The sequence below is a fragment of the Niveispirillum sp. genome (assembly GCF_052437035.1).
Taxonomy (GTDB): domain Bacteria; phylum Pseudomonadota; class Alphaproteobacteria; order Azospirillales; family Azospirillaceae; genus Niveispirillum.
The window spans coordinates 38,100-60,393 of sequence record NZ_JBQVOH010000013.1 but is presented as its reverse complement, the minus strand read 5'-3'; the positions used below and the strand labels follow the sequence as shown (position 1 = coordinate 60,393).

At 64.2% G+C, this 22,294-nt stretch carries 21 protein-coding genes; 13 read left to right on the top strand and 8 right to left on the bottom strand.

What is annotated here, in order from left to right; translation table 11 throughout:
* Both ACT6Q8_RS22855 and ACT6Q8_RS22850 read left to right on the top strand, forming a co-directional pair.
* Entirely contained in the window at positions 1-1,614 is a 1,614-nt protein-coding gene (locus ACT6Q8_RS22855; RefSeq protein WP_444734853.1) for a peptide ABC transporter substrate-binding protein, read from the top strand.
* Positions 1,615-1,836: 222 nt separating this feature from the next.
* The gene (locus tag ACT6Q8_RS22850) at positions 1,837-3,429 is read left to right on the top strand and encodes a peptide ABC transporter substrate-binding protein (protein WP_444734854.1); all 1,593 of its coding nucleotides are present in this window, start codon (positions 1,837-1,839) and stop codon (positions 3,427-3,429) included.
* A 25-nt stretch (positions 3,430-3,454) separates the two neighbouring features.
* Here the strand turns inward: ACT6Q8_RS22850 and ACT6Q8_RS22845 are convergent, their stop codons facing one another.
* On the bottom strand, positions 3,455-3,724 hold the full coding sequence (locus ACT6Q8_RS22845; protein ID WP_054168479.1) for a DUF6968 family protein: 270 nt from the start codon (positions 3,722-3,724) through the stop codon (positions 3,455-3,457).
* Between the two features lie 39 nt (positions 3,725-3,763).
* The gene (locus tag ACT6Q8_RS22840) at positions 3,764-4,408 is read right to left on the bottom strand and encodes a TetR/AcrR family transcriptional regulator (protein ID WP_054168480.1); all 645 of its coding nucleotides are present in this window, start codon (positions 4,406-4,408) and stop codon (positions 3,764-3,766) included.
* Positions 4,409-4,519: 111 nt separating this feature from the next.
* On the opposite strand from ACT6Q8_RS22840, the gene ACT6Q8_RS22835 reads away from it, so the two are divergent.
* From ACT6Q8_RS22835 to ACT6Q8_RS22820, 4 genes are all read left to right on the top strand, one after another.
* Complete coding sequence (locus ACT6Q8_RS22835) at positions 4,520-5,077, top strand: Mpo1 family 2-hydroxy fatty acid dioxygenase (RefSeq protein ID WP_444734855.1); 558 nt, start codon at positions 4,520-4,522, stop codon at positions 5,075-5,077.
* Between the two features lie 6 nt (positions 5,078-5,083).
* Positions 5,084-6,088 carry a 2-dehydropantoate 2-reductase gene (locus tag ACT6Q8_RS22830; RefSeq protein ID WP_444734856.1) on the top strand — a complete coding sequence of 335 codons (1,005 nt, stop codon included), beginning with the start codon at positions 5,084-5,086 and terminating at the stop codon, positions 6,086-6,088.
* A 232-nt stretch (positions 6,089-6,320) separates the two neighbouring features.
* Complete coding sequence (locus ACT6Q8_RS22825; protein WP_102112934.1) at positions 6,321-6,581, top strand: hypothetical protein; 261 nt, start codon at positions 6,321-6,323, stop codon at positions 6,579-6,581.
* Between the two features lie 32 nt (positions 6,582-6,613).
* A complete protein-coding gene (locus ACT6Q8_RS22820; RefSeq protein ID WP_444734857.1) occupies positions 6,614-8,017 on the top strand; it encodes a DegQ family serine endoprotease in 1,404 nt (467 codons plus the stop codon).
* 50 nt (positions 8,018-8,067) lie between these two features.
* On the opposite strand, the gene ACT6Q8_RS22815 is transcribed toward ACT6Q8_RS22820, so the two are convergent.
* Positions 8,068-10,239, bottom strand: coding sequence for a M3 family metallopeptidase (locus ACT6Q8_RS22815; protein WP_444739429.1), 2,172 nt, complete (start codon positions 10,237-10,239; stop codon positions 8,068-8,070).
* Between the two features lie 261 nt (positions 10,240-10,500).
* Between ACT6Q8_RS22815 and ACT6Q8_RS22810 the strand changes: the two genes are divergently transcribed.
* On the top strand, positions 10,501-11,253 hold the full coding sequence (locus ACT6Q8_RS22810) for a polyphosphate kinase 2 family protein (RefSeq protein ID WP_444739428.1): 753 nt from the start codon (positions 10,501-10,503) through the stop codon (positions 11,251-11,253).
* A gap of 69 nt (positions 11,254-11,322) precedes the next feature.
* Here the strand turns inward: ACT6Q8_RS22810 and ACT6Q8_RS22805 are convergent, their stop codons facing one another.
* The 3 genes from ACT6Q8_RS22805 to ACT6Q8_RS22795 all read right to left on the bottom strand — a co-directional run bounded on the left by ACT6Q8_RS22805 (position 11,323) and on the right by ACT6Q8_RS22795 (position 12,925).
* Positions 11,323-11,646, bottom strand: coding sequence for a hypothetical protein (locus tag ACT6Q8_RS22805; RefSeq protein ID WP_444734860.1), 324 nt, complete (start codon positions 11,644-11,646; stop codon positions 11,323-11,325).
* Positions 11,647-11,802: 156 nt separating this feature from the next.
* The gene (locus ACT6Q8_RS22800) at positions 11,803-12,315 is read right to left on the bottom strand and encodes a hypothetical protein (protein WP_054168487.1); all 513 of its coding nucleotides are present in this window, start codon (positions 12,313-12,315) and stop codon (positions 11,803-11,805) included.
* A complete protein-coding gene (locus tag ACT6Q8_RS22795) occupies positions 12,305-12,925 on the bottom strand; it encodes a response regulator (protein WP_054168488.1) in 621 nt (206 codons plus the stop codon). Before ACT6Q8_RS22795 ends, ACT6Q8_RS22800 begins: the two co-directional genes overlap by 11 nt.
* A 531-nt stretch (positions 12,926-13,456) precedes the next feature.
* Here ACT6Q8_RS22795 and rho point away from each other — a divergent pair.
* From rho to ACT6Q8_RS22780, 3 genes are all read left to right on the top strand, one after another.
* Positions 13,457-14,725: a transcription termination factor Rho gene (gene rho / locus ACT6Q8_RS22790; RefSeq protein WP_054168533.1), complete on the top strand. Its 1,269-nt coding sequence runs from the start codon at positions 13,457-13,459 to the stop codon at positions 14,723-14,725.
* Between the two features lie 440 nt (positions 14,726-15,165).
* Positions 15,166-15,369 (top strand): hypothetical protein, encoded by a 204-nt coding sequence (locus ACT6Q8_RS22785; protein ID WP_054168489.1) that lies wholly within the window; start codon positions 15,166-15,168, stop codon positions 15,367-15,369.
* Between the two features lie 105 nt (positions 15,370-15,474).
* The gene (locus ACT6Q8_RS22780) at positions 15,475-17,274 is read left to right on the top strand and encodes a M3 family oligoendopeptidase (RefSeq protein WP_444734862.1); all 1,800 of its coding nucleotides are present in this window, start codon (positions 15,475-15,477) and stop codon (positions 17,272-17,274) included.
* Positions 17,275-17,363: 89 nt separating this feature from the next.
* Here the strand turns inward: ACT6Q8_RS22780 and ACT6Q8_RS22775 are convergent, their stop codons facing one another.
* Positions 17,364-18,203 (bottom strand): isopenicillin N synthase family dioxygenase, encoded by an 840-nt coding sequence (locus tag ACT6Q8_RS22775; RefSeq protein WP_444734863.1) that lies wholly within the window; start codon positions 18,201-18,203, stop codon positions 17,364-17,366.
* A 163-nt stretch (positions 18,204-18,366) separates the two neighbouring features.
* Here ACT6Q8_RS22775 and ACT6Q8_RS22770 point away from each other — a divergent pair, with 163 nt between their 5' ends.
* The 3 genes from ACT6Q8_RS22770 to ACT6Q8_RS22760 all read left to right on the top strand — a co-directional run bounded on the left by ACT6Q8_RS22770 (position 18,367) and on the right by ACT6Q8_RS22760 (position 21,219).
* Positions 18,367-19,437 carry a patatin-like phospholipase family protein gene (locus ACT6Q8_RS22770; RefSeq protein ID WP_444734864.1) on the top strand — a complete coding sequence of 357 codons (1,071 nt, stop codon included), beginning with the start codon at positions 18,367-18,369 and terminating at the stop codon, positions 19,435-19,437.
* A gap of 97 nt (positions 19,438-19,534) precedes the next feature.
* The gene (argJ, locus tag ACT6Q8_RS22765; protein ID WP_054168493.1) at positions 19,535-20,773 is read left to right on the top strand and encodes a bifunctional glutamate N-acetyltransferase/amino-acid acetyltransferase ArgJ; all 1,239 of its coding nucleotides are present in this window, start codon (positions 19,535-19,537) and stop codon (positions 20,771-20,773) included.
* Entirely contained in the window at positions 20,770-21,219 is a 450-nt protein-coding gene (locus ACT6Q8_RS22760) for a (deoxy)nucleoside triphosphate pyrophosphohydrolase (RefSeq protein WP_444734865.1), read from the top strand. The genes argJ and ACT6Q8_RS22760 overlap by 4 nt, the downstream gene beginning before the upstream one ends.
* Here ACT6Q8_RS22760 and ACT6Q8_RS22755 read toward each other — a convergent pair whose 3' ends face one another.
* On the bottom strand, positions 21,220-22,254 hold the full coding sequence (locus tag ACT6Q8_RS22755) for a COX15/CtaA family protein (protein WP_444734866.1): 1,035 nt from the start codon (positions 22,252-22,254) through the stop codon (positions 21,220-21,222).
* Positions 22,255-22,294 lie beyond the last annotated feature (40 nt).

Below are 22,294 nucleotides of genomic sequence, written 5' to 3'. Positions count from 1 at the left end.
ATGTCATCATTGTGGAAGAAGATGCGCGGTCTGGTGGCCGCCACGGCCCTGCTCGTGTCGGGCATGGGACTGGCGGCCCTGCCGGCGCAGGCGGAAAAGGTGCTGCACCGGGGCAATGGCGCGGAGCCGGAAACCCTCGACCCTGCCAAGTCCAGCGGTGTGCCCGAAAGCTGGTTGCAATATGACTTGTTCGACGGGCTGCTGGTGCCCGATGGCAAGGGCAATTTCATCCCCGGTGCAGCGGAAAAGTGGGATGTCAGCGCCGATGGCCGCGTCTACACCTTCCACCTGCGCCGCAATGGCAAATGGTCGGACGGCACGCCGGTGACGGCCCATGACTGGGTTTATTCCTGGCGCCGTCTGGTCGATCCCAAGACCATGGCCGACTACGCCTATTTCCTGTGGCAGGTGAAGAACGCGCAGGACATCACGCTGGGCCGCAAGGCGCCGGAAACGATGGGCGTGCGCGCCGTCGATGATTACACGTTCGAGGTGACGCTGGGCGCCCCCACCCCATACTTCCTGTCCATGCTGCACCACCACGCCACCTACGCCGTGTCCAAGGCCAATGTAGAGAAGTTCGGGACGGAGTTTGTGAAGCCCGGCAATCTGGTCACTAACGGCGCCTATATGCTGGTGGAATCGGTACCGCAGAGCCACATCAAGATGGTGAAGAACCCCCACTATTATGATGTGGCCAACACGAAGATCGACACGGTCTTCTTCTACCCGACCGAAAACCAGGAAGCCGAGCTTAAGCGCTACCGCGCCGGCGAACTGCACATCGCTTATGAAGTGCCGGTGGCACAGATGCAGTGGCTGCGCGAGAACCTGAAGAGCGAGCTGCACCTTGCCCCCTATTTCGGCACCTATTTCTACGCGCCGAACATGACCAAGGAGCCGTGGAAGTCCAACAAGGACCTGCGTCTGGCCCTGAACCTGGCCATCGACCGCGACATCATCGTGGAAAAGGTGAACCAGCGCGGTGAAATCCCGGCCTACAGCTTCGTGCCGCCCGACACCACCAACTATACCCAGCAGCTTCCCGACTATGCCAAATGGACGCAAGCTCAGCGCGATGCCAGGGCCAAGGAACTGATCGCCAAGGCCGGTTACGGGCCGGGGGGCAAGCCGCTGGAGATCGAGGTCCTGTACAATACGCAGGAAAACCACCGCAAGGTGGCCATCGCCATCGCTGCCATGTGGCAGCAGAAGCTGGGGGCGAAGGTGACCTTGAACAATCAGGAATGGAAGGTGTTCCTGAGTACGCGTGACGAGAAGAAGTTCAAGGACATCACCCGCCACGGCTGGATCGGCGATTACAACGATGCCAACAACTTCCTGGAACTGGTGCGCGGCGACATTGGCAAGCAGAACCCGTCCGCCTTTGCAGACCCGCAGTTCGACCTGCTGATGGCAGAGGCCAACACAACGGCGGATACGGCCAAGCGCGCCGCCCTGTTGCAGCAGGCCGAGCGCCTGATGATCGAGGAAGTGGCTGTCTTCCCGATCCATTTCTACAGCTCCAAGCATATGGTCAGCCCCAAGCTGATCGGCTGGACCGACAATCTCCAGGATTTGCACCCCTCCCGCTTCCTGGATTTGAAGCCGTAAGGCTTTCGTGTCCCTCAATCGCCGGCGCTGCATCCGCAGCTTGGCTACGCCGCACGAGCGGCGCGGCGGCAGTCGCCGCCGAAGCTGCTTCCGGTTAACCGGAAACAGCTTCACGTCACCCCGCGAAACCCCGACCGCACCAACGGTCGGGGTTTTTTCTTGCCCGCATTCCGGGGCCGTCTATCCTGGGTTTCGGCCCTTTGGTGGAATGGAGAATGTCCGGTGCGGTTCCTGGCGACGTGCGTGTCCTGCCTGCTGTTGCTGGTCACCCTTCTGGTGGTGCCGGCGCGGGCAGAGATGGTGCTGCACCGTGGCAACGGGTCGGAGCCGGAAACGCTGGACCCGCATAAATCGACCGGCGAGGGCGAAAGCTGGATCGAGATGGACCTGTTCGAAGGGCTGGTCACGGCAGATGCGCAGGGGCGCATCATTCCCGGTGCCGCCCTTTCCTGGACCATCAGCGATGACCGACTGACCTATATTTTCAAGCTGCGGCCCAATGGTAAATGGTCGGACGGGACGAAGGTGACAGCGTCGGACTTCGTCTTCTCCTGGCGGCGGCTGGTCTCGCCCGCCACCCGTTCCCGCTATGCCTTCTTCCTGTGGCCCGTGAAGAACGCAGAGGCCGTGTCGAAGGGGGAGATGCCGCCGACTGCCATGGGCGTGGAGGCGGTTGATGACCTGACCCTGCGCGTCACGTTGGAGGCACCGACCTCCTATTTCATATCTTCCCTGCAGCACCATTCCACCTATGCCGTGTCACAGGCCAATGTGAAACGGTTCGGGGATGATTTCATCAAGCCCGGCAACCTTGTCTCCAACGGCGCCTTCATGCTGGACGAGGCGGTGCCGCAGGGGCATGTGAAGCTGGTGCGCAACCCGCATTTCCATGCCGCTTCCACGGTCGTGCTGGATGCCGTCTACTTCTATCCCACGGAAAACCGCGAATCCGAATTGAAGCGCTTCCGGGCGGGGGAGTTGGACGTCACCTATGATCTGCCGGATGGGCAGATCGCCTGGGTGCGGCAGAACATGCCCGCCGACCTACGGCTGGCACCCTTCTTCTCCACCTACTGGTTCTGTTTCAACCTGCGCAATGAACCGTGGAAGTCGAACCCCGACCTGCGGGCCGCCCTGTCGCTGGCCATCGACCGGCAGTTGATCGTGGACAAGATCACCCAGGCCGGTGAAATCCCGGCCTACACCGTTACCCCGCCGGGGACGGAGAATTACGTGGCCCCCCTGCCGGAATGGGCCCGCTGGACCCAGGCACAGCGCGACGCCAAGGCCAAGGAGTTGCTGGCCAAAGCGGGATATGGTCCGGGGGGCAAGCCGCTGGAGGTGGAGATCCTGTTCAACACCTCGGAGAACCACCGCAAGATCGCCATCGCGCTGGACAGCATGTGGCGGCAGAAACTGGGCATCCGGGTCAAGATGACCAACCAGGAATGGAAGGTGGTGTTGCAGTCGCGGGCCGAGGGCAAATTCCAGGATCTGGTGCGCGCCGGCTGGATCGGTGATTATAACGACGCCTATTCCTTCCTGTCCCTGTTCCTGTCGGATGTGAAGGGTCAGAACCACAGCGGCTATGCCAATCCCGACTATGACCGCCTTGTCCGCGCCGCCGCGTCAGAGGTGGACCCGGCGGCGCGGCGGCAGTTGCTGCAACGGGCCGAGGCCCTGATGCTGGCTGACCATCCCGTGATCCCCATCTATACCTATGTCACCACCCACATGGTATCGGCCCGCGTCAGCGGCTGGCAGGACAATATCCGCAACCTCCACCTGTCGCGGTACCTGTCGGTGGTGCGGTAAACCTGCCAGAGGCTCAGTTCGACCTCTATTCAGCTTCGCGCTCTTTGTCGAACAGATGAAGGTCAATTCCAAGGCGCTTGGCATGCACGTCTATGATCATCATCGCGTGGGCCAGCGCTTGAAGCGTGTCGACACCATACATCCGGTGATCGACATGTGTGACTGACGAGGTGACAGTGTATCGACACATCCAAGCATTCGGATGTGCGTTGCTCTTCTCTGGTTTGAACAGCGTGAAGCAGGTCTCATTTTCGTCCTTGTCGGGCCATATGGCGGCGGCGACGATCTCTGTCATCTCTGCACTCCATGCAACGCGGCTTTTGGTACGAATTTGTCAAGGTCCACCGTACCGCCCCACCCACCCCGCCAGCATCCGCACCCAGAGCCGGCGCAGGGCCTCATGCCCCGGAGCGGGGCCGGCGGCCAGTTCCTGCATGGCCATGCCGCGCAGCATATAGATGGTCAGCACCATCAGGTCGGCCATTTCCGTTACATCGTCCGCGTCGGGGCGCAGCGACAGGCCCCAGTTGCTGCCGATGGCGGCCAGGAAGCCGGAAAAGATCGGGGCTAGGCGGGCACGCAGTTCGGTATCGGTGCGCGCCGCCATCGCCACCTCGAACAGCAGGTCGCGGTGGCGGCCCGTATAGAACCGGGTCCAGGCCGCCTCGATCATGGCGGACAGCCTGTCCTCCAGCGGCAGGGAAGGGTCCGGCGTCTCCGCCGGTCCCAGGGCGCGGGCCGACGCGACGGCGCCCAGCAGCAACCCCTCTGCCGCGAGCGCCAGCATCTCCGCCTTGGTCTCGAAATGATGGGCCCAGGCCCCGCGTGAGACGCCGGCCCGTTCCAGGATCACCGACAGCGAGGCCCCGGCATTGCCATGGTCGGCCAGCGCGTCCAGCGTGGCCGCCGCCAGCCGCTCCCGCATCTCCTCGCGCCGTGCCGCCTGGCTGCGCCGTTCCGGCTTTGCCTGCTCCGCCACGTTCCTTCACCCGCTTCAACTTTTTCCGTTTTCATCATTGCCACAAAAGCCGGGCCGATGTAAAAACAAACCAATCGGTCTGTTTTTATAAACACACAGCGGGAGGATCGGATGGCACAGACGGACAATGTCGGGCGGCTGGCACGCAGCATGGCTTTCTATTCGGCCTATCACCGGCACCCTCATAACCGGCTGACGCATTATTTCGGCGTGCCGACCATCGTGTTCGCGGTGATGCTTGGCCTGTCCTATATCCCGGTGCCGCTGGGCGGAATGCAGGTTAGCGTGGCGCTGATCCTGATGGCGGTGTTGGCGGCTTATTATGTCTATCTTGACCCCATGATCGGCGGCACATTGGCGGCCTTGTCGGTGCCGTTCCTGATGCTGGCCGACCATGTCGCCACCCTGCCGGCACAGACGGCGGCCATCATCGGGGCCGTCACCTTCGTCGGCGGCTGGGCGGTGCAGTTGCTTGGCCACAAGTTTGAGGGCAACAAGCCGGCCCTGACGGCCAATCTGCTGCAAATCTTCGTGGCCCCGCTGTTTCTGGTGGCCGAGGCCTATTTCGCCCTGGGCCTGCGCAAGGACGTGGAGGCACAGGTGGAACGGCTGGTGGCTGACGGTATCGGCGGCCCCGGCGCCCTGGGCCTGCCGGCGCATCAGGGCTGATCCGGGATGGGGCAGGGGCGGCGTATTCTAATCGCGGGCGCCGGCAGTGTCGGTGCCTATGCCGGTGGCTGTCTGGCCCTGGAGGGGCGTTCCGTCACCCTGCTTGGGCGTCCGGCCCTGATGGAACGGGTGCGGGCACGCGGCCTGCGGGTCAGTGATCTGGACGGGCTGGACCGGAAGGCGCTGCCCGGCCCCTGCTTGCGGCTGGATACCGATCCGGCGGCGGCCATGGAAGATGCCGGCCTGATCCTGGTTACCGTCAAATGCGCCGATACGGCCGCCATGGCCGACCTGATCGCCACCCATGCCCCACCCGATGCCTGGGTCATCAGCTTGCAGAACGGGGTCGGCAATGCCGGCATCCTGGCTGATAGGCTGGGACCCGGACGGGTGGTGGCCGGCATGGTGCCCTTCAACATCGTGCAACTGCCCGATGGCCGCATCCATCGCGGCACCGGCGGCACCATCCTGATCGCCGCCGGCTTCTACGGTCTTCGTCAGGAACTGGACGTGCCGGGCCTGCCCGTGGCTGAAAGCGCCGACATGGATGGGGTGCTGTGGGGCAAGCTGCTGATCAACCTGAACAATGCGCTGAACGCCCTGTCGGGCCTGCCGCTGGCCGAACAACTCTCCGCGCGTCCCTGGCGCCGGCTGCTGGCGGCACAGCAATTGGAGGGGCTGGCGGCGTTGCGGCGTGCGGGCATCCGCCCGGCCACGCTGGGCGCCGTGTCGCCCCGCCTGCTGCCCCACATCCTGCGCCTGCCCGACCCACTATTCCGGGTGCTGGCAAGGCGGATGCTGTCCATTGATCCGCTGGCCCGGTCCTCCATGTGGGAGGATCTGGAACGCCGCCGCCCGACGGAGATCGACCAGTTGCAAGGCGCCGTGATCGCGCTGGCGGCCCGCCACGGCCTGTCCGCCCCCGTCAGCACCCGTGTGCGCGACCTGATCCAGGCGGCGGAGGCGGTGGGCGGCGGTTCGCCGGGGTTGAGGCCGGAGGCGGTGACGTAGAGCACATTTCCGCCGAGCGGAAACACGCTCTACGCTTTTGTTTTCCTCAATCGCCGGCGCTGCATCCGCAGCTTGGCTTACGCCGCACGAGCGGCGCGGCGGCAGTCGCCGCCGGAGCAGCTTCCGGTAACCGCAAGCTGCTCTTAACCCATCCCGCGACAAGCATCCCATTGCCATTCCCGGTGATCGGCCTAGGATGCGCGGCAGGTTTCCCCCTTGGATGTTGCATGCCATGAAAAACGCCCGCCGTATCGCCGCCGCCCTGCTGGCGCTTTCCAGCCTTGCCGGCTGCATGGCCGCGCCTGCCCAGCGTGAGTCGCGAGAAGGTCTGGACCCGCGCCGGGCCTGCCTTGCGCAATGCAACCGCGACAACAATATCTGCATGGACCAGCAGTCGGCCAGCCCCGGCAACACCTCGCAGGTCGGTCGCACCGACTATGGTATGGGGGCGACCTGCAAGGCCGAATTGCAAAGCTGCCAGGCCCGCTGCTGACCCCCGCTTCCGCCTCCTGGAGTCGGTATCCGATGAAGAAGCTTGTCATCTCCTGCTTGGCGGGCGTGCTGCTGGCGGCCCCCTTGCCCGTGCTGGCGCAGGACCGTGCCGTGCCGGTCAGCCGGGCCGATATCACCCTGTCCTTCGCGCCCCTGGTGAAACAGGCCGGCCCCGCCGTGGTGAATATCTACACCAAGCGGCGGGTGCAGCAGCGCATCTCCCCCCTGTTGCAGGACCCGCTGTTCCAGCGCTTCTTCGGTGACGCCCTGTCGGGCATTCCGCGCGAACGGGTGGAAAGCAGCCTGGGTTCGGGCGTGATCCTGGGGGCCGATGGTCTGATCGTCACCAATGCCCATGTCATCAAGGACAGTGACGAGATCACGGTCGTCCTGTCCGACCGGCGCGAATTTGCGGCCCGGCTGGTGACCACGGACGAACAGGTCGATCTGGCCGTCCTGCGCATCGATCCGGGCAAGGAAAAGCTGCCCGTGCTGGAGATGCATGACAGCGACAATCTGGAAGTGGGCGATCTGGTCCTGGCTATCGGCAACCCGTTCGGGGTGGGCCAGACGGTCACCAGCGGCATCGTCTCTGCCGTGGCCCGCACCGCCGTCGGCATTTCCGACTATAATTTCTTCATCCAGACCGATGCCGCCATCAATCCCGGCAATTCCGGCGGCGCGCTGGTCAGCATGGATGGGCGGCTGGTGGGGATCAATACCGCGATCTACAGCCGGTCGGGCGGGTCTATCGGCATCGGCTTTGCCATTCCGGCCAACATGGTGCGCACGGTCGTCGATGCCGTGCGCAATGGCGGCAAGCTGGTCCGCCCCTGGATCGGTGCCGGCGGGCAGCCGGTGACCAGCGACATCGCCGCCTCCCTGGGCCTGACGCGGCCTGCCGGTGTCCTGATCAATCAGGTGCGTAAGGGCGGGCCGGCGGATCAGGCGGGGCTGAAGGTCGGCGACGTGGTCACCGCCGTCAATGGCAAGGCCGTGGATGATCCGGACAGCATGCGCTACCGCGTGGCGACGTTGGGTGTGGGCGGCACCACCAATGTCACCGTTCTGCGCAATGGCCGGGAACAGAACCTGTCCTTGCGCCTGATCGGCCCGCCGGAGGATCCGCCGCGCCAGGAAACCACGCTGGCCGGTCGCACGCCCCTAACGGGGGCCAAGGTTGCCAACCTGAACCCGGCCCTAGTGGAGGAACTGCGCTTTGACGGGGCCGACAGCGGTGTGGTCGTGCTGGAGGTCGGGCGCGGATCGCCCGCGGCGTCGCTGGGCCTGCGCCCCGGCGATGTGGTCCTGTCGGTCAACAATACCGAGGTGAAACGGGTGGGCGACCTGGATGCCGCCCTGGCCGGACAGGTCCGCCGCTGGACCATCGCCGTCCGGCGCGGGGACCAGACGCTGACCACCACAGTCGGCGGGTAAGTAAAAACCCCCGCCGGAGCGATCCGGCGGGGGCTTTCACCTTACGGTCCTCAGTTCACGCGGGAACCGGTGCCCAGCAGGCCCCGGTTGCGCAGCAGCGCGTCAACCTTGGGGGCGCGGCCGCGGAAGGCGACATAGGCCTCCATCGGGTCCTTGGACCCACCGGCGCTGTACACTTCCTGATACAGCTTCTGGGCCAGCTTCGGATCGAAGATGTTGCCGGCTTCCTTGAAGGCGTCGAACCCGTCGGCATCCAGCACTTCGGCCCACATATAGCTGTAATAGCCGGCGGAATAGCCGTCGCCGGAGAAGACGTGCGTGAAGTGCGGGCTGCGGTGGCGCATGACGATTTCCTTCGGCATGCCCAGCTTGGCCAGCTCATCGCGCTCGAACTTGTCCGGGTCCAGGTCCTTGGCGTCGGTCAGGCTGTGATAGGCCAGATCGACCAGGGCGGACGAGGTGTAGGAGACGGTGGCAAAGCCCTGGTTGAAGGTCTGGGCCGCCAGGATCTTGTCCAGCAGGGCCTTGGGTATCGGCTCACCCGTCTTGTAATGGACGGCGAAGCGCTGCAGAATCTCCGGCTGCTCGATCCAATGTTCCAGGATCTGGCTGGGGAATTCCACAAAGTCGCGCAGCACCGACGTGCCCGACAGCTGCGGATAGGTGACATCCGACAGCATGCCATGCAGGCCATGGCCAAATTCATGGAACAGGGTGCTGGCATCGTCGAACGACAGCAGCGTCGGCTGGCCTTCGGCCCCCTTCGCGAAATTGTTGTTGTTCATGACGATGGGCGTCACCTTGCCCGACAGCTTTTCCTGCTCACGCAGCGACGACATCCAGGCACCGGAACGCTTGGACGGCCGGGCGAAATTGTCGCTGTAGAAGACGGCGACGTGCTGGCCCTTCTTGTCCTTGACCTCATACACCTTCACGTCGGGGTGATAGCGGGGCACGTCCTTCAACTCGGTGAAGGTCACGCCGAACAGCTGATTGGCCGTGAAGAACACCGCTTCCATCATCTTGGTCAGCTGGAAGTACGGCTTGATCTCTTCCTCGTTCAGGTCGTACTTCGCCTTGCGCACCTTCTCGGCGTAGTAATACCAGTCCCAGGGTTCGATCTGGATATTCTGGCCCTCGCTGGCCGCCATCTTGGCCAGATCGTCCTTTTCCTCCGCCGCGCGCACCTTGGCCGGTTCCCAGACCTGGAGCAGCAGATCGCTGACGGCCTGCGGATTCTTGGCCATCGTGTCGGCCAGCTTGTATTCGGCAAAGGTCTTGTAGCCCAGCAGGTTCGCGCGCTCGATCCGCAGCTGCACGATCTCCTTGATGGCGGCGTTGTTGTCCTGGGCATCGCCATTGTCACCGCGCGCGGTCCAGGCCTTCCAGGCCTTTTCCCGCAAAGCCCGGTTGGCGGAGAAGGTCAGGAACGGTTCGATCGAGGAACGCGACAGGGTGATGACATACTTGCCCTCGTCCCCGCGCTCCTTGGCGGCCTGGGCGGCGGCGGCGCGCACGAATTCCGGCAGGCCGACCAGCTCTTCCTCGCTGGTCAGGACCAGTTTGTATTCCTTCTCGTCGGCCAGGACATTCTGACTGAACTGTGTGGACAGAACGGCCAGGCGCTGCAGGATGGCGGCCATCCGGTCGCGGTCCTTGCCCTCCAGCTTGGCGCCAGCGCGCACGAAATCGATGTAATAGCGCTCAAGGACGCGGGCCTGTTCCTTGGACAGTTTCAGGCTGTCGCGCTTGGCGTACAGCGTATCGATGCGCGCGAACAGGGCGGCATTCAGGTTGATGGCATTGCCATGCGCCGCCATGACCGGCGCCATTTCGCGCTGGATCTTCTGGAGCTGATCATTGGTGTTGGACGCGGTCAGGCTGCTGAACACGCGGGACACATTGCCCAGCATGTTGCCGCTCTTTTCCAGGGCGTCGATGGTGTTGGCGAAGGTGGGGGCGTCCTTATTGTCGGTGATCGCCTTGATCTCCGCCAGATGGTCGGCCATCGCCTTCTCATAGGCCGGCTTGAAATGCTCCGGCTTGATGGCGTCATAGGGCGGAACGCCGAACCGCGTGTTCCAGGGATGAAAGAAGGGATTGTCGCTGGTCACCTTGGTCTCCGCCTGCGCCACCTGCATGGGCGCGTCCGCTGCCTGCGCCATCATCGGCATGCATGTGCCTGCCATGGCCAGGATCAGGGCCGAAGCCCCGTTCTTCAACACCGCTTTCACTGCCTGTCCCCTTAATTCTTATTGAGGGATTGTCCGAACCGTCATGGGTCGGGCATCGCGCCGTACCTGACAAGAGGCGAAACATTTCCGTTACAATGAACCGTCATCTTCGCCGAAATTGTCGCGGATCATGTCAGCCCAGGGCTGGCGGCGGTATGAAAGGCTCGTTTACACTGCCCTTCCGCACCCATCACCGGACACGCCATGCACGCCGCACACAAACCCGTTCCCCGTCTGGCTGAGCTTGACATGAAGGCACACCGCTATGCCGACAAGGGGGCCTATCAAAAGGAATTGGAAAAACTGCAGGAGAAGATCCTGCATGTGCAGCAGGCCTACTGGCATGGCAAGCGCCGGGCCGTGATCGTGTTCGAGGGCTGGGACGCTGCCGGCAAGGGCGGGGCCATTCGCCGCCTGACGGAAAACCTGGATCCGCGTGGCGCCCATGTCTGGCCCATTGCGGCCCCGACACCGGCCGAACAGGGGCGGCACTATTTGTGGCGCTTCTGGCAACGCCTGCCCGAACCCGGCACCTTCGCCATTTTCGACCGGTCTTGGTATGGGCGCGTGCTGGTGGAACGGGTCGAAGGTTTCGCCAAGCCCCACGAATGGCAACGCGCCTATGATGAGATCAACGAGTTCGAACGGCTTTTGACCGATGATGGCGTGCGCATCGTCAAGCTGTTCATGCACCTGTCGCCAGACGAACAGCTGGACCGGTTCAAGGAGCGGCTGAACAATCCCTATAAGCGCTGGAAACTGACGGCGGAGGATCTGCGCAACCGCGACCGGCGGCCTGCGTATGAGGAGGCGATCGACGAGATGTTCGCGCGCACCAGCACGGATCAGGCCCCCTGGGTCGCTGTGCCCGCCGATGCCAAATGGCATGCCCGCGTGGCGGTACTGCGCCATGTCGTGGATGCCCTGGCGGCCGCTGTGGACGTGGCGCCGCCGCCCCTGGACCCGGCGGTGAAGAAGGCGATGGAGAAGCTGCTGGCCTGATATGGCCGGTTAAGCTTTCTGACCGTCCATACGGCGGCGCCCGGCGCCTGAGGGAACAATTGAGAAAGCCTACGACCCCTTCTTATCCACCGGCGTGGCATCGGCGGCGCGGCGGGTGCGTTGCCAGGCGTCCAGGGTCCGGCGCAGATTGGCGGCGGCTTCCCTCTGTAGGGCGGTGCGACCGGCAGCGGGATTGTTGAAGGCCGTCTCCAGCTCCTCCTGCTCCGCCAGACAGGCCTCATAGCTCAACAGAGCATTGCGGTCGCTGTCGATGCGGTCGGCATGGCCGCTCTGGATACCGCCATCAATCCGGGGAAGGGTGCAGGGACCCGCAAAGGCAGGGCCGGCCACCAGCAGAGCGGACAGGGCGAGGGTACAGGGTTTGACGGACATGCGGATACCCGATGGAGGGTCGCGACAGGAATGATGACAGCGGCCATCACCCCTGTGCATCGGGTTGAGAGTCGCATGAATGCACAGGCCGGGACAGTGCCTATTTCACACCGGAAGGTTATAGCGCCAACTTCGGCACGCATGCGGAAAACAGCTTTAACCGCGCCGGCCCGCACCACGCAGGGCAACGGCCAGGGTAGTTGCCGTGCTTTCGGCATCGCGCGGCACGATCACCATGCCGTCGGCGGCGGCGGCCAGGCCGGCATGATCGGCGGGGCCCGGCTGGTCGGCCAGGATCACATCCCAGGAACTGGCGGCCTTGCGCAGCACTTGCACGGCGCGTGACGGGGTTGGGACCAGCGTCACCTCGCACCCGTACCCGTCCAGTTCCAGGATCAAAGCATCTGCGTCTTCTGATGCCGACACCATCAGCACCCGCACCGCCGCCTCACGCCGGCTGGACGGGATGCGTTCGGCCAATTCCATGGCCTGACGGCCTGCCTTCTGGATCTGGCGGGCAAAATCACGCTGCGGCCCGTCGGGCAGGTCGGCCTCCAGGAAGGAGGCAAAGCCCAGCAGGGCGTTCAGCGCGTTGACAAGGTCATGGCGCAGCCCGCGCGGCAGGCCATTGGCCTCCAGCGCAGGGGTTTGCGCGTCATCAGCGGGCAAGGCCCAGCTCCACGGCGCGCATGGCGGCCTGCGTACGGTTCTTGGCGCCCAGCTTGCGGCACAGGCCCCGGATATGCAGCTTCACCGTCACTTCCTCCAGGTCCAGCGCGCGGGCAATCTCCTTGTTGGACTGGCCCTTCAGCAGGAAGTCCAGCACCTCACGCTCGCGCCGTGTGAAGGTGCTGTTGAGCGCGTTGCCGTCCGACGCCATGGCGCTTTCGGCCAGATTGTCGGGCATGAAGGTTTCGCCCGCCGCCATCCGCTGCACAGCCTGCAACAGGATGGAACCCGGCAGCGTCTTGGGCAGGAAGCCCACGGCGCCATGGGCCATGGCCAGACGGATATCCTCGTTCTTGGCCTCGCCCGACATCAGGGCGATCTTCAGTGACGGGTAGCGTTCGCGCAGGCGGACAAGACCGTTCAGCCCGTTCATGCCGGGCATGCGCAGGTCCAGCAGCAGGATGTCGAACGGCGCCCCGTCATCCAGGACCTTCAACGCCTCGCTAACCGTACCCACGCCCTGGACGAAAGTGCCAGGCGCCTCACGCTCGAAATGCGAGCGCAGGGCATCACGCAGAAGGTCATGATCGTCGGCAATCAGCAGGCGCATGTTTTTCTGCCCAAGGAGTTCACGTTAACGGCTCAATATTACAGCAACGGACGATTGCGCATAGCCCCCTGTTTGGGCCACCACCGCAATAGGTGCCCTTTGCCTATGACCTTGAGCCGCAGAGGTATGGCAAACGGCCCTTGCTGTTTTGTTTTGACTTGGTCGCTCGGCTGGGATAACGGTTTGAGCAGGTGAAAGGTAATGCCGTTCGCCGGGGTGTCTTGGCATATCCCCGTTTTTCCGGACTGCCGCAGGGTAGGCCGGCGCGAATCGCCGAAAGCAGGTTCTACCCGGACCGCCTTCGACAATGGCCATTACCGGGGTTGGTTTCCCGACCATCCCTGCCGCTTCACCCGCCGCCCCCCTCCCTTTTCAGGTCATTCGTCCAAAGCGAAGTCCCGTGCTTCCGGCCCCTGGTTCCGATTCCGTCGCCGAACCTTGGCCGTGATCCCGCCCCAATCGGGGCGCATCCATGGGGGTGCCGCCCCCGTTCCCGCAACCGGCCCCACGGCCGACCGACAGCCAGATCCGATGAATCTCCAGGAACTCAAGGCCAAAACCCCCGCCGAGCTGCTCGCCTTTGCCGAAGAGCTGCAGATCGAGAATGCCGGCACCCTGCGCAAGCAGGACATGATGTTCGCCATCCTGAAGCAGCTGGCCGACAATGACGTGCCGATCTATGGCGAAGGCGTGCTGGAGGTGCTGCCCGACGGGTTCGGCTTCCTGCGCTCACCCGAAGCCAACTATCTGCCCGGCCCCGACGATATCTATATCTCCCCGTCCCAGGTGAAGCGCTTCGGCCTGCGCACCGGCGACACGGTGGAAGGCCAGATCCGGGCGCCCAAGGATGGGGAGCGCTATTTCGCGCTGCTGAAGGTCAACACGATCAATTTCGACCATCCGGACAAGGTGCGCCACCGCATCAATTTCGACAACCTGACCCCGCTTTACCCGGATGAACGGCTGAAGTTGGAGGTGGAGGTCGATAATACCGGCAAGGGCCGCAAGGACATGACCACCCGCGTCATCGACCTTGTCGCTCCCCTGGGCAAGGGCCAGCGCGCCCTGATCGTGGCGCCGCCGCGCACCGGTAAGACGGTGATGCTGCAGAACATCGCCCATTCCATCGCCACCAATCACCCGGAAGTCTATCTGATCGTCCTGCTGATCGATGAGCGTCCGGAAGAAGTGACCGACATGGCCCGCTCCGTGCGGGGCGAGGTCGTGTCCTCAACCTTCGACGAACCCGCCACCCGCCATGTGCAGGTGACGGAAATGGTCCTGGAAAAGGCCAAGCGTCTGGTGGAGCACAAGCGCGACGTCGTCATCCTGCTGGACAGCATCACCCGCCTGGGCCGCGCCTATAACACCGTCGTTCCCTCGTCGGGCAAGGTGCTGACCGGTGGTGTGGACGCCAACGCGCTGCAGCGGCCCAAGCGCTTCTTCGGTGCTGCCCGTAACATCGAGGAAGGCGGATCGCTGACCATCATCGCCACCGCCCTGATCGACACCGGCAGCCGCATGGACGAAGTGATCTTCGAAGAGTTCAAGGGCACCGGTAACAGCGAGATTGTCCTGGACCGCAAGCTGTCCGACAAGCGCATCTTCCCGGCACTCGACATCCAGAAGTCGGGTACCCGCAAGGAAGATCTGCTGGTCGACAAGGGTGCGATGGCCAAGATGTGGATCCTGCGCCGCATCCTGAATCCGATGGGTCCGCAGGACGCGGTCGAGTTCCTGGTCGACAAGCTGAAGCAGTCGAAGACCAACAACGATTTCTTCGACAGCATGAACCAGTAAGGGGGCAAGCCCTCGCTTTGGAAAAGGCCGCCGCCGGGCAACCGGGGCGGCCTTTTTTCATGGGCTTGGGGGGGCTATCTGCTGACACCGCATGCCCTTTCTGCTATTCTCCCGCCATCAACATCCAATCCACGCCCGCAATTCGAAGCCACCGGCTTTCGGAGTTCAGTTCCTGTATCCGCGAAACACCCCCTTATTTTGTGTTGCACGGCGTTGCATGGGCCGGATCAGCGGGGGAGGGGCAGCACCCTTCACCCGAAGCCATAGACCTTTTCATAGGTTGCGTGACCGCCATCACGGCGCCCCGCCGCGCAAATGGATAGGATGGGTGAAATTGATCATCCCGCCATTGAAATGTCATGGAACCGGCGCATGATCACATCGTTGCCTCGTGGAACCGCGTATGCAGGCCCTCAAGGGGCCCGGACAGGAGGACGCCTATGGAAAACAATGATTTGATGCTTGATGACACCCTGCTTGGCGAGGCCAGCCTTGGTGAGCTTCTGTCCGATCCCATCGCCCTGTTGCTGATGGATCGTGACGGGGTGATGCCGGAGGATGTGCTGCGCATTGTCCGCGTCACGGCGGGCCGGATCGCCAGCAATGATTGCGGTCCGGTCGCTGCTGCCATATCGGCGGCCTGACCTTTTGCACCCGATATGACGGACGGGGGGATCGCCCGTCCGATTGAACTGCCGCTGCCCCCGTGCCATATGCAATCGTGAGATTACAATGCCGGAGGGGGTATCGTGCCCGACAGCCTGAACCATGCCGACCTGGGCGAATTGCCCGCCTGGGACCTGTCCGACCTGTATGCCGGCCCCGACTGCCCGGCGCTGGCCGCCGACCTGACCCAGGCCGACGCCGATGCCGCCGCCTTTGCCGAACGGTACCAGGGCAAGCTGGCGGGGTTGAGCGGGGCCGAACTGGCCCAGGCCGTTGCCGATTATGAGAAGCTGGATGAGGTTCTGTCGAAGGTCATGTCCTTCGCGGGCCTGCTCTATGCCTCCAACATGGCCGATCCCAATATTGGCCGCTTCTATCAGGGGATGAGCGAGCGGGTGACGGGCATTTCCGTCCATCTGCTGTTCTTCACGCTGGAGATCAACCGGCTTGAGGATGCGGCCCTGGAGGCCAAGCTGGCCAGCCCGGCGCTTGCCGCCTATCGCCCCTTCCTGCGCGATACCCGGATCTTCCGCCCGCATCAGCTGGCGGACGAGCTGGAAAAGCTGCTGCATGAGAAATATGTGGCGGGGCGTGCCGCCTGGACCCGGCTGTTCGATGAACATCTGGCCGACCTGCGCTTCCCCATCCGGGGGGATGAGCTGACGTCTGCCCAGGCCCTCAACCTGCTTTCCTCCACGGATGCCGCCGTCCGCCGGGAAGCGGCCCAAGTGCTGGGCGAGGTGCTGGGGAAGAACCAGCGCACCTTCGCCCACATCATGAATACCCTGATCAAGGACAAGGAGATCGAGGATCGCTGGCGCAGCTACGCCAACCCCTGGTCATCCCGCAACCTGGCCAATCAGGTGGAGGATGAGGTGGTGGACGCGCTGCTGTCCTCGGTGCGCGCCGCCTACCCCCGCCTGTCCCATCGTTACTATGCACTGAAGGCCAAGTGGTTTGGTCAGGATAAGCTGGACTATTGGGACCGTAACGCGCCCCTGCCCGGCGATGATGACCGCAAGATCCCGTGGGCCGACGCCAAGCGCATCGTGCGCGATGCCTATGCCCGCTTCAGCCCCAGGATGGCGGAGATCGGGCAGCACTTCTTCGACAATCCCTGGATCGACGTGCCGCCGCGTCCCGGCAAAAATCCAGGTGCCTTCGCGCACCCGGTGGTGCCGTCCGCACATCCTTACCTGCTGCTGAACTATATGGGCCGCACGCGCGATGTGATGACCCTGGCCCATGAGCTGGGCCATGGCGTGCATCAGTATCTGTGCCGCGAACAGGGTCATTTGCAGGCATCCACACCGCTGACATTGGCTGAAACCGCCTCGGTATTCGGGGAGATGCTGACCTTCCGCGGCCTGCTGGACGCCACCACCGACCCGAAGAAGCGCAAGGCGCTGCTGGCGGGCAAGGTGGAGGACATGATCAACACCGTCGTCCGCCAGATCGCCTTTTATCAGTTCGAACGCAAGCTGCACACGGAACGGCGTGAGGGCGAGCTGTCAGCCGAGCGGATTGCCGATATCTGGATGGAGGTGCAGACCGAAAGCCTGGGCCCCGCCTTCCGCTGGGAAGACAGCTACCGGCCCTACTGGACCTATATCGGCCATTTCGTTCACTCGCCCTTCTATGTCTACGCCTATGCCTTCGGCGACTGCTTGGTGAACAGCCTGTATGCGGCCTATCAGGAGGCGGCGGCCAAGGGCCAGGGGGCGGAATTCGCGGACAAGTATATGGAAATGCTGTCGGCGGCGGGGACCTTGCACCATACCGACCTGCTGGCCCCGTTCGGCCTGAACCTGAAGGACCCGTCCTTCTGGAACAAGGGCCTGGGCCTGCTCGACAGTTTCATTACCGAGCTGGAAGGGCTGTAAGCGGACTTGTTGCATGCAGGCTTCGCCCTTATGCGACCTACGCCGGTTCGTAGGTCGCATAAGCAAAGCGCATGCGACAGGCGTCAACCTTACTTCTTCAACCCGATCTCGCGCAGGCGCTGATCCAGATACTGACCCGCTGTCAGCGCGTCCGACAGGGGCGCGTCGGGGCGGGGGTGCAGGAACAGCGGCATGGAATAGCGGGAGACATTATGCTCCGGCGGCGGGTTCACCACGCGGTGGGTCGTCGCCGGAAAATAGCCGCCCGACGCCAGCTTCAGCATGTCGCCGGCATTGACGGCGATCATCCCGGCATCGCATGGCACGTCGTGCCAGTTGCCGGCGGTGTCCTGAGCCTGCAATCCCGGCTCGCTGCCCGTCACCAGCAGGGTGATCAGGTTGATATCCTCATGCGCCGCTGCGCGCACGGCCCCCGGCTCATACCCTTCGCCGATGGGCGGATAATGCAGGACGCGGAACAGCGTGCTGGTCGACCCATCCATCATGTTGGGCAGCGGCTGCTTGAAGCTGTTGCGCAGATCCTCAGGCACATTGTCCTGGATCCAGTTCAGCAAGGTCAGGCCCATGGCAGACAGGTCGGCATACATCCGGTCGGTCGCGTCCTTCACCTGCGGCGGCAGGCGGCGGCCCGGATAGACATGGTAGAATTCCTTCAGGTCCTTGACGGCACTGTCCTTGGCGTTTTCCGACTTGAACGGGAAATAGCCGTCCTGGATTTCCGGGTCGAACTTGTACTCGTGCTTGCCGTCCCAGGCGAAGAAGCCGGACCAGACCTTGTACAGGTCCTGGATCAGGGCAGTGTCGATGCTGTGATTGCGCAGGACGGCGAAGCCGGTTTCCCGCAGCGAGGTGACGAACTGCTGCGCGGCATCGGGCGCCCGGTAATCCACGGTGGCGATATTGAACATGGGTCTGTTGCCTTAGGCCTGATGTTTTCGTGTATGGCTTGGTTCCTATCATCACGTTGCCACGCCCCGCGTCAATAGGCGGGGCCGTGCCTGCCCTTGCCGGAATGTCGCGCACTGCCTATGTTGCGGCGCGATAGACCCCTTAACCATGCGGCGGCCCCCGATGCCTTCCACGCCCCTGCGTTTCCTGGCCGGTTCAGAGGCCATGGCCCGCATCCGCCGGGACGGGCTGCATGAGGATTTGTTCGATGTGGTGGCGGGCGCCAGCGGTGGGGCGAAATGGCTGGCCCTGACCCGGCTGGATCAGGCCCTGTTCGGAAGCTGGTTCCAAAAGCGCGACCGCCCCCTGTACATGGTGGGCAGTTCCATCGGCACCTGGCGTTTCGCCTGTCTGGCCCAACCTGACCCCGTGGCCGCCTGCAAGCGGTTTGAGGCCTGCTATCTGGATTACGCGGTCGACGGGCCGGTCAGTGCGACGGAGCTGACCGCCCATTGCCGGGATTTCCTGGACGTCATCTTCGGGGCGGATGGGATCGGCCATGTCCTGTCGCATCCCTTCATGCGGCAATCAATCCTGGCGGTGCGGGGCCGGGGACCGATGCGACCGGGGATGGGCAAGGTGGGTCTGGGTCTGGGCTTAGGCGCCGCCGGCCTTGCCAACCTGGTCAGCCGCCGCACCCTGCCGGTTTTTTTCGAACGCACCGTCCTGCATGATGGCCGTGACGCCCCGCCCTTCGACCTGGGGGCGGAATTCCCGACCCAGGCCGTTGCCCTGTCGCCCGCCAATCTGGTGCCGGCCTTGCTTGCATCGTCTGCCGTGCCCTTCGTCTTTGACGGGGTGGTGGATATGGCGGGGGCGCGGCCCGGCCTCTATCTGGATGGCGGCATCATGGATTACCATCTGGATATGGGCTTCACGCCGCCGGGGTTGGTGCTGTACCCGCATTTCTCCCACCGCATCGTGCCGGGTTGGTTCGACAAGACGCTGCCCTGGCGCCGTCCGCGCGCCGCCAATTTGTCGCGCATGCTGGTTCTGTGCCCGTCGGTGGAATTCGCCCGGGCGCTGCCCTTCGGCAAGATCCCCGATCGTGGCGATTTCCGCCGCATGGATACCGCCACGCGGCAGAAATACTGGCGCACGGCGGTGGCGGAGACGGACCGGCTGGCCGATTGCTGGCGTGAAGCAGTGGAAAAGGACCGGGTGCCGGACCTTCTGGAACCGCTCCTCCCCTGACGCGCCGGACCAGTGTCATCGAACCGGCACTTGACCGCCGGCCCCTGCATCGGCTTCATGCGCGAACCTTACTCCCCTCCAGTTGGAGCCCGCACCCATGGCCGTCTCGCCGCTCGCCCCCGCTTCCTTCCCGTCGCTGCCGCCCATCGCCGGCGTGCGTCTGGCCGGGCACCGCGCCGGCATCCGGTACAAGACGCCGCGCAACGACGTGATGGTCGCGGTGCTGGATGAAGGCTCCAGCGTGGCCGCCGTCCTGACCCGGTCGCTGACGGCTTCCGCCCCCATCCATCGCTGCCGCGCCCATCTGGCCGGTGGGGCCGTGCGCGCCCTGGTCGTCAATGCCGGCAATTCCAACGCCTTCACCGGCAAGGCCGGCGAAGCGTTTGTGGACGCCACCATCGACGCCACCGTGGCCCTGCTGGGCTGCAAGGCATCCGAAGTGTTCCCCGCCTCCACCGGCGTCATCGGGCAGCCGATGCCGGCCGACCTGATCGCCAAGTCCTTGCCGGAAGCCTTCACCAAGCTGGTCCCCGCAGAGGGGGCGGCGTGGGAGGTGGCGGCGCGCGCCATCATGACCACCGACACCTTCCCCAAGGGCGCGTCGGCCACCGTCACCATCGACGGCGTGACGGTGACGGTCGCCGGCTTCGCCAAGGGCAGCGGCATGATCGCGCCCGACATGGCGACGATGCTGGCCTATGTCTTCACCGACGCCAATATCGCCCATGCCCCGTTGCAGGCCGTGCTGTCATCGGCCACCGACCGCAGCTTCAATTCCATCACGGTGGATGGCGACACCTCCACCTCCGACACGTTGGTCCTGTGCGCCACGCGCAAGGCCGGGCATGCGGCCATCGAGGCGACCGACGATCCGCGTCTGGCGGCCTTTGCCAAGGCCGTGGACGAGGTCTGCCTGGACCTGGCGCAGCAGATCGTGCGCGATGGCGAGGGGGCGACCAAGTTCGTGGAAATCCGCGTCAAAGGGGCCGACAGCGATACCGCCGCCAAGCGCATTGCCCTGACGGTCGCCAATTCGCCCCTGGTGAAGACCGCTGTGGCCGGCGAGGATGCCAACTGGGGCCGCATCGTGGCCGCCGTGGGCCGGTCGGGCGAACGCGCCGACCGCGACCTTCTGGTCATCTCCGTCGGCGGCGTGCAGATCTGCGCCAATGGGATGGAGGTGCCGGGTTACGACGAGGCACCGGTGGCGGCCCATATGAAGGGCCAGGAAATCCTGATGGAAGTGGATATTGGCCTGGGGCAGGGCAGCGCCACGGTCTGGACCTGCGACCTGACCCACGGCTATATCGACATCAATGGCAGCTACCGGTCGTGAGCGGCGGCGACACACCCTGCTGGCAGGAACCGGTCCGTAAGGGGCCGATCCGCACGGTCCTGGTGGCCGCTGTCGCCCTGGTTGATGCCGATGGGCGCGTGCTGCTGGCGCAGCGTCCACCGGGCAAGTCCATGGCGGGCCTGTGGGAATTTCCCGGCGGCAAGGTCGATGAGGGCGAGACACCGGAAGCGGCCCTGGTGCGGGAGTTGAAGGAGGAGCTGGGGATCGACACGGCGGAAAGCTGCCTCGCCCCCATCGCTTTTGCCAGCCACACCTATGAGACCTTCCACCTGCTGATGCCGCTCTATGTGGCACGCGTCTGGAAGGGGACGCCTACGCCCCTGGAGGGGCAGCAGCTGGCCTGGGTCAAGCCGGTGCGCATGGTGGATTACCCGATGCCGCCGGCGGATATTCCCCTGATCCCGATCCTGCGGGACCTGCTCTAATCACCGCCGCAAGGTGTGGATCGAGCGGATCAGCAGGGCGATGACCACCAGGGCGCCCCCCTGGTGGGCCGAACCCAGGGCCACCGGTACGGCATGCAGCAGGGTGGTAATACCCAGCACCACCTGCCCGCCAATGCCCAGTGACAGCCACAGGGCCGACTGCTTCGCCACCTCCGGCAAATCGGCCCGCTGTCCCACCCGCCAGGCATAGGACAGGACAGCGACGGCGGTGGCGATGGCCAGCCAGCGGTGCGTGAACTGCACCATGGCGGTGTTTTCCAGGAAGTTCAGCCACGCCGGCGACAGGTTCCAGACCTCCGGCGGGGCAAACTCCCCATTCATCAGCGGCCAGGTGTTGTAGGCAAAGCCGGCATCCAGCCCCGCCACAAAGGCCCCCCAGACGACCGTGATGGACACCAGCACCATGGCCGCCCAGCCATGGCGGCGCAGGCCGGCACGGTCAGGCCGGTGGGCGGCACCGGGATGGCGCAGGCCCAGGCCCGCCTGGATCAGCAAGGCGTAGAGGATCAGCGCCATCGACAGATGCATGGCCAGCCGGTAATGGCTGACATCGGTGCGCACCGACAGGCCCGATTGCACCATGAACCAGCCGATGAAGCCCTGCAGCCCGCCCAGCAGGAACAGGCCCACCAGTTTGGGCAGCATGGACCTTGTCACCATGCCCTTCACCGCGAACCAGACCAGCGGCACCGCGAAGACCACGCCAATCAGACGGCCCCACAGGCGGTGGAACCATTCCCAGAAGAAGATCTGCTTGAACTCATCCAGGCTCATGCCCCGGTTCAGGACCTGATATTCGGGGATCTGCTTGTATTTCTCGAACTCCACCAGCCACTGCGCCTCGTTCAGGGGCGGCAGGGTGCCCGTAATGGGCTTCCATTCGGTGATCGACAGGCCGCTTTCCGTCAGGCGGGTGATGGCGCCGATGATGGCCATGACAAAGACCATGCCGGCACAGGCCAGCAGCCAGTTGGCGACGGCGCGGTGGCCGGGTACGGTTTGGGCGGCGGTCATGACAGGCCGTTCGGTGAATGAAAAGATGCCGTGATATGGG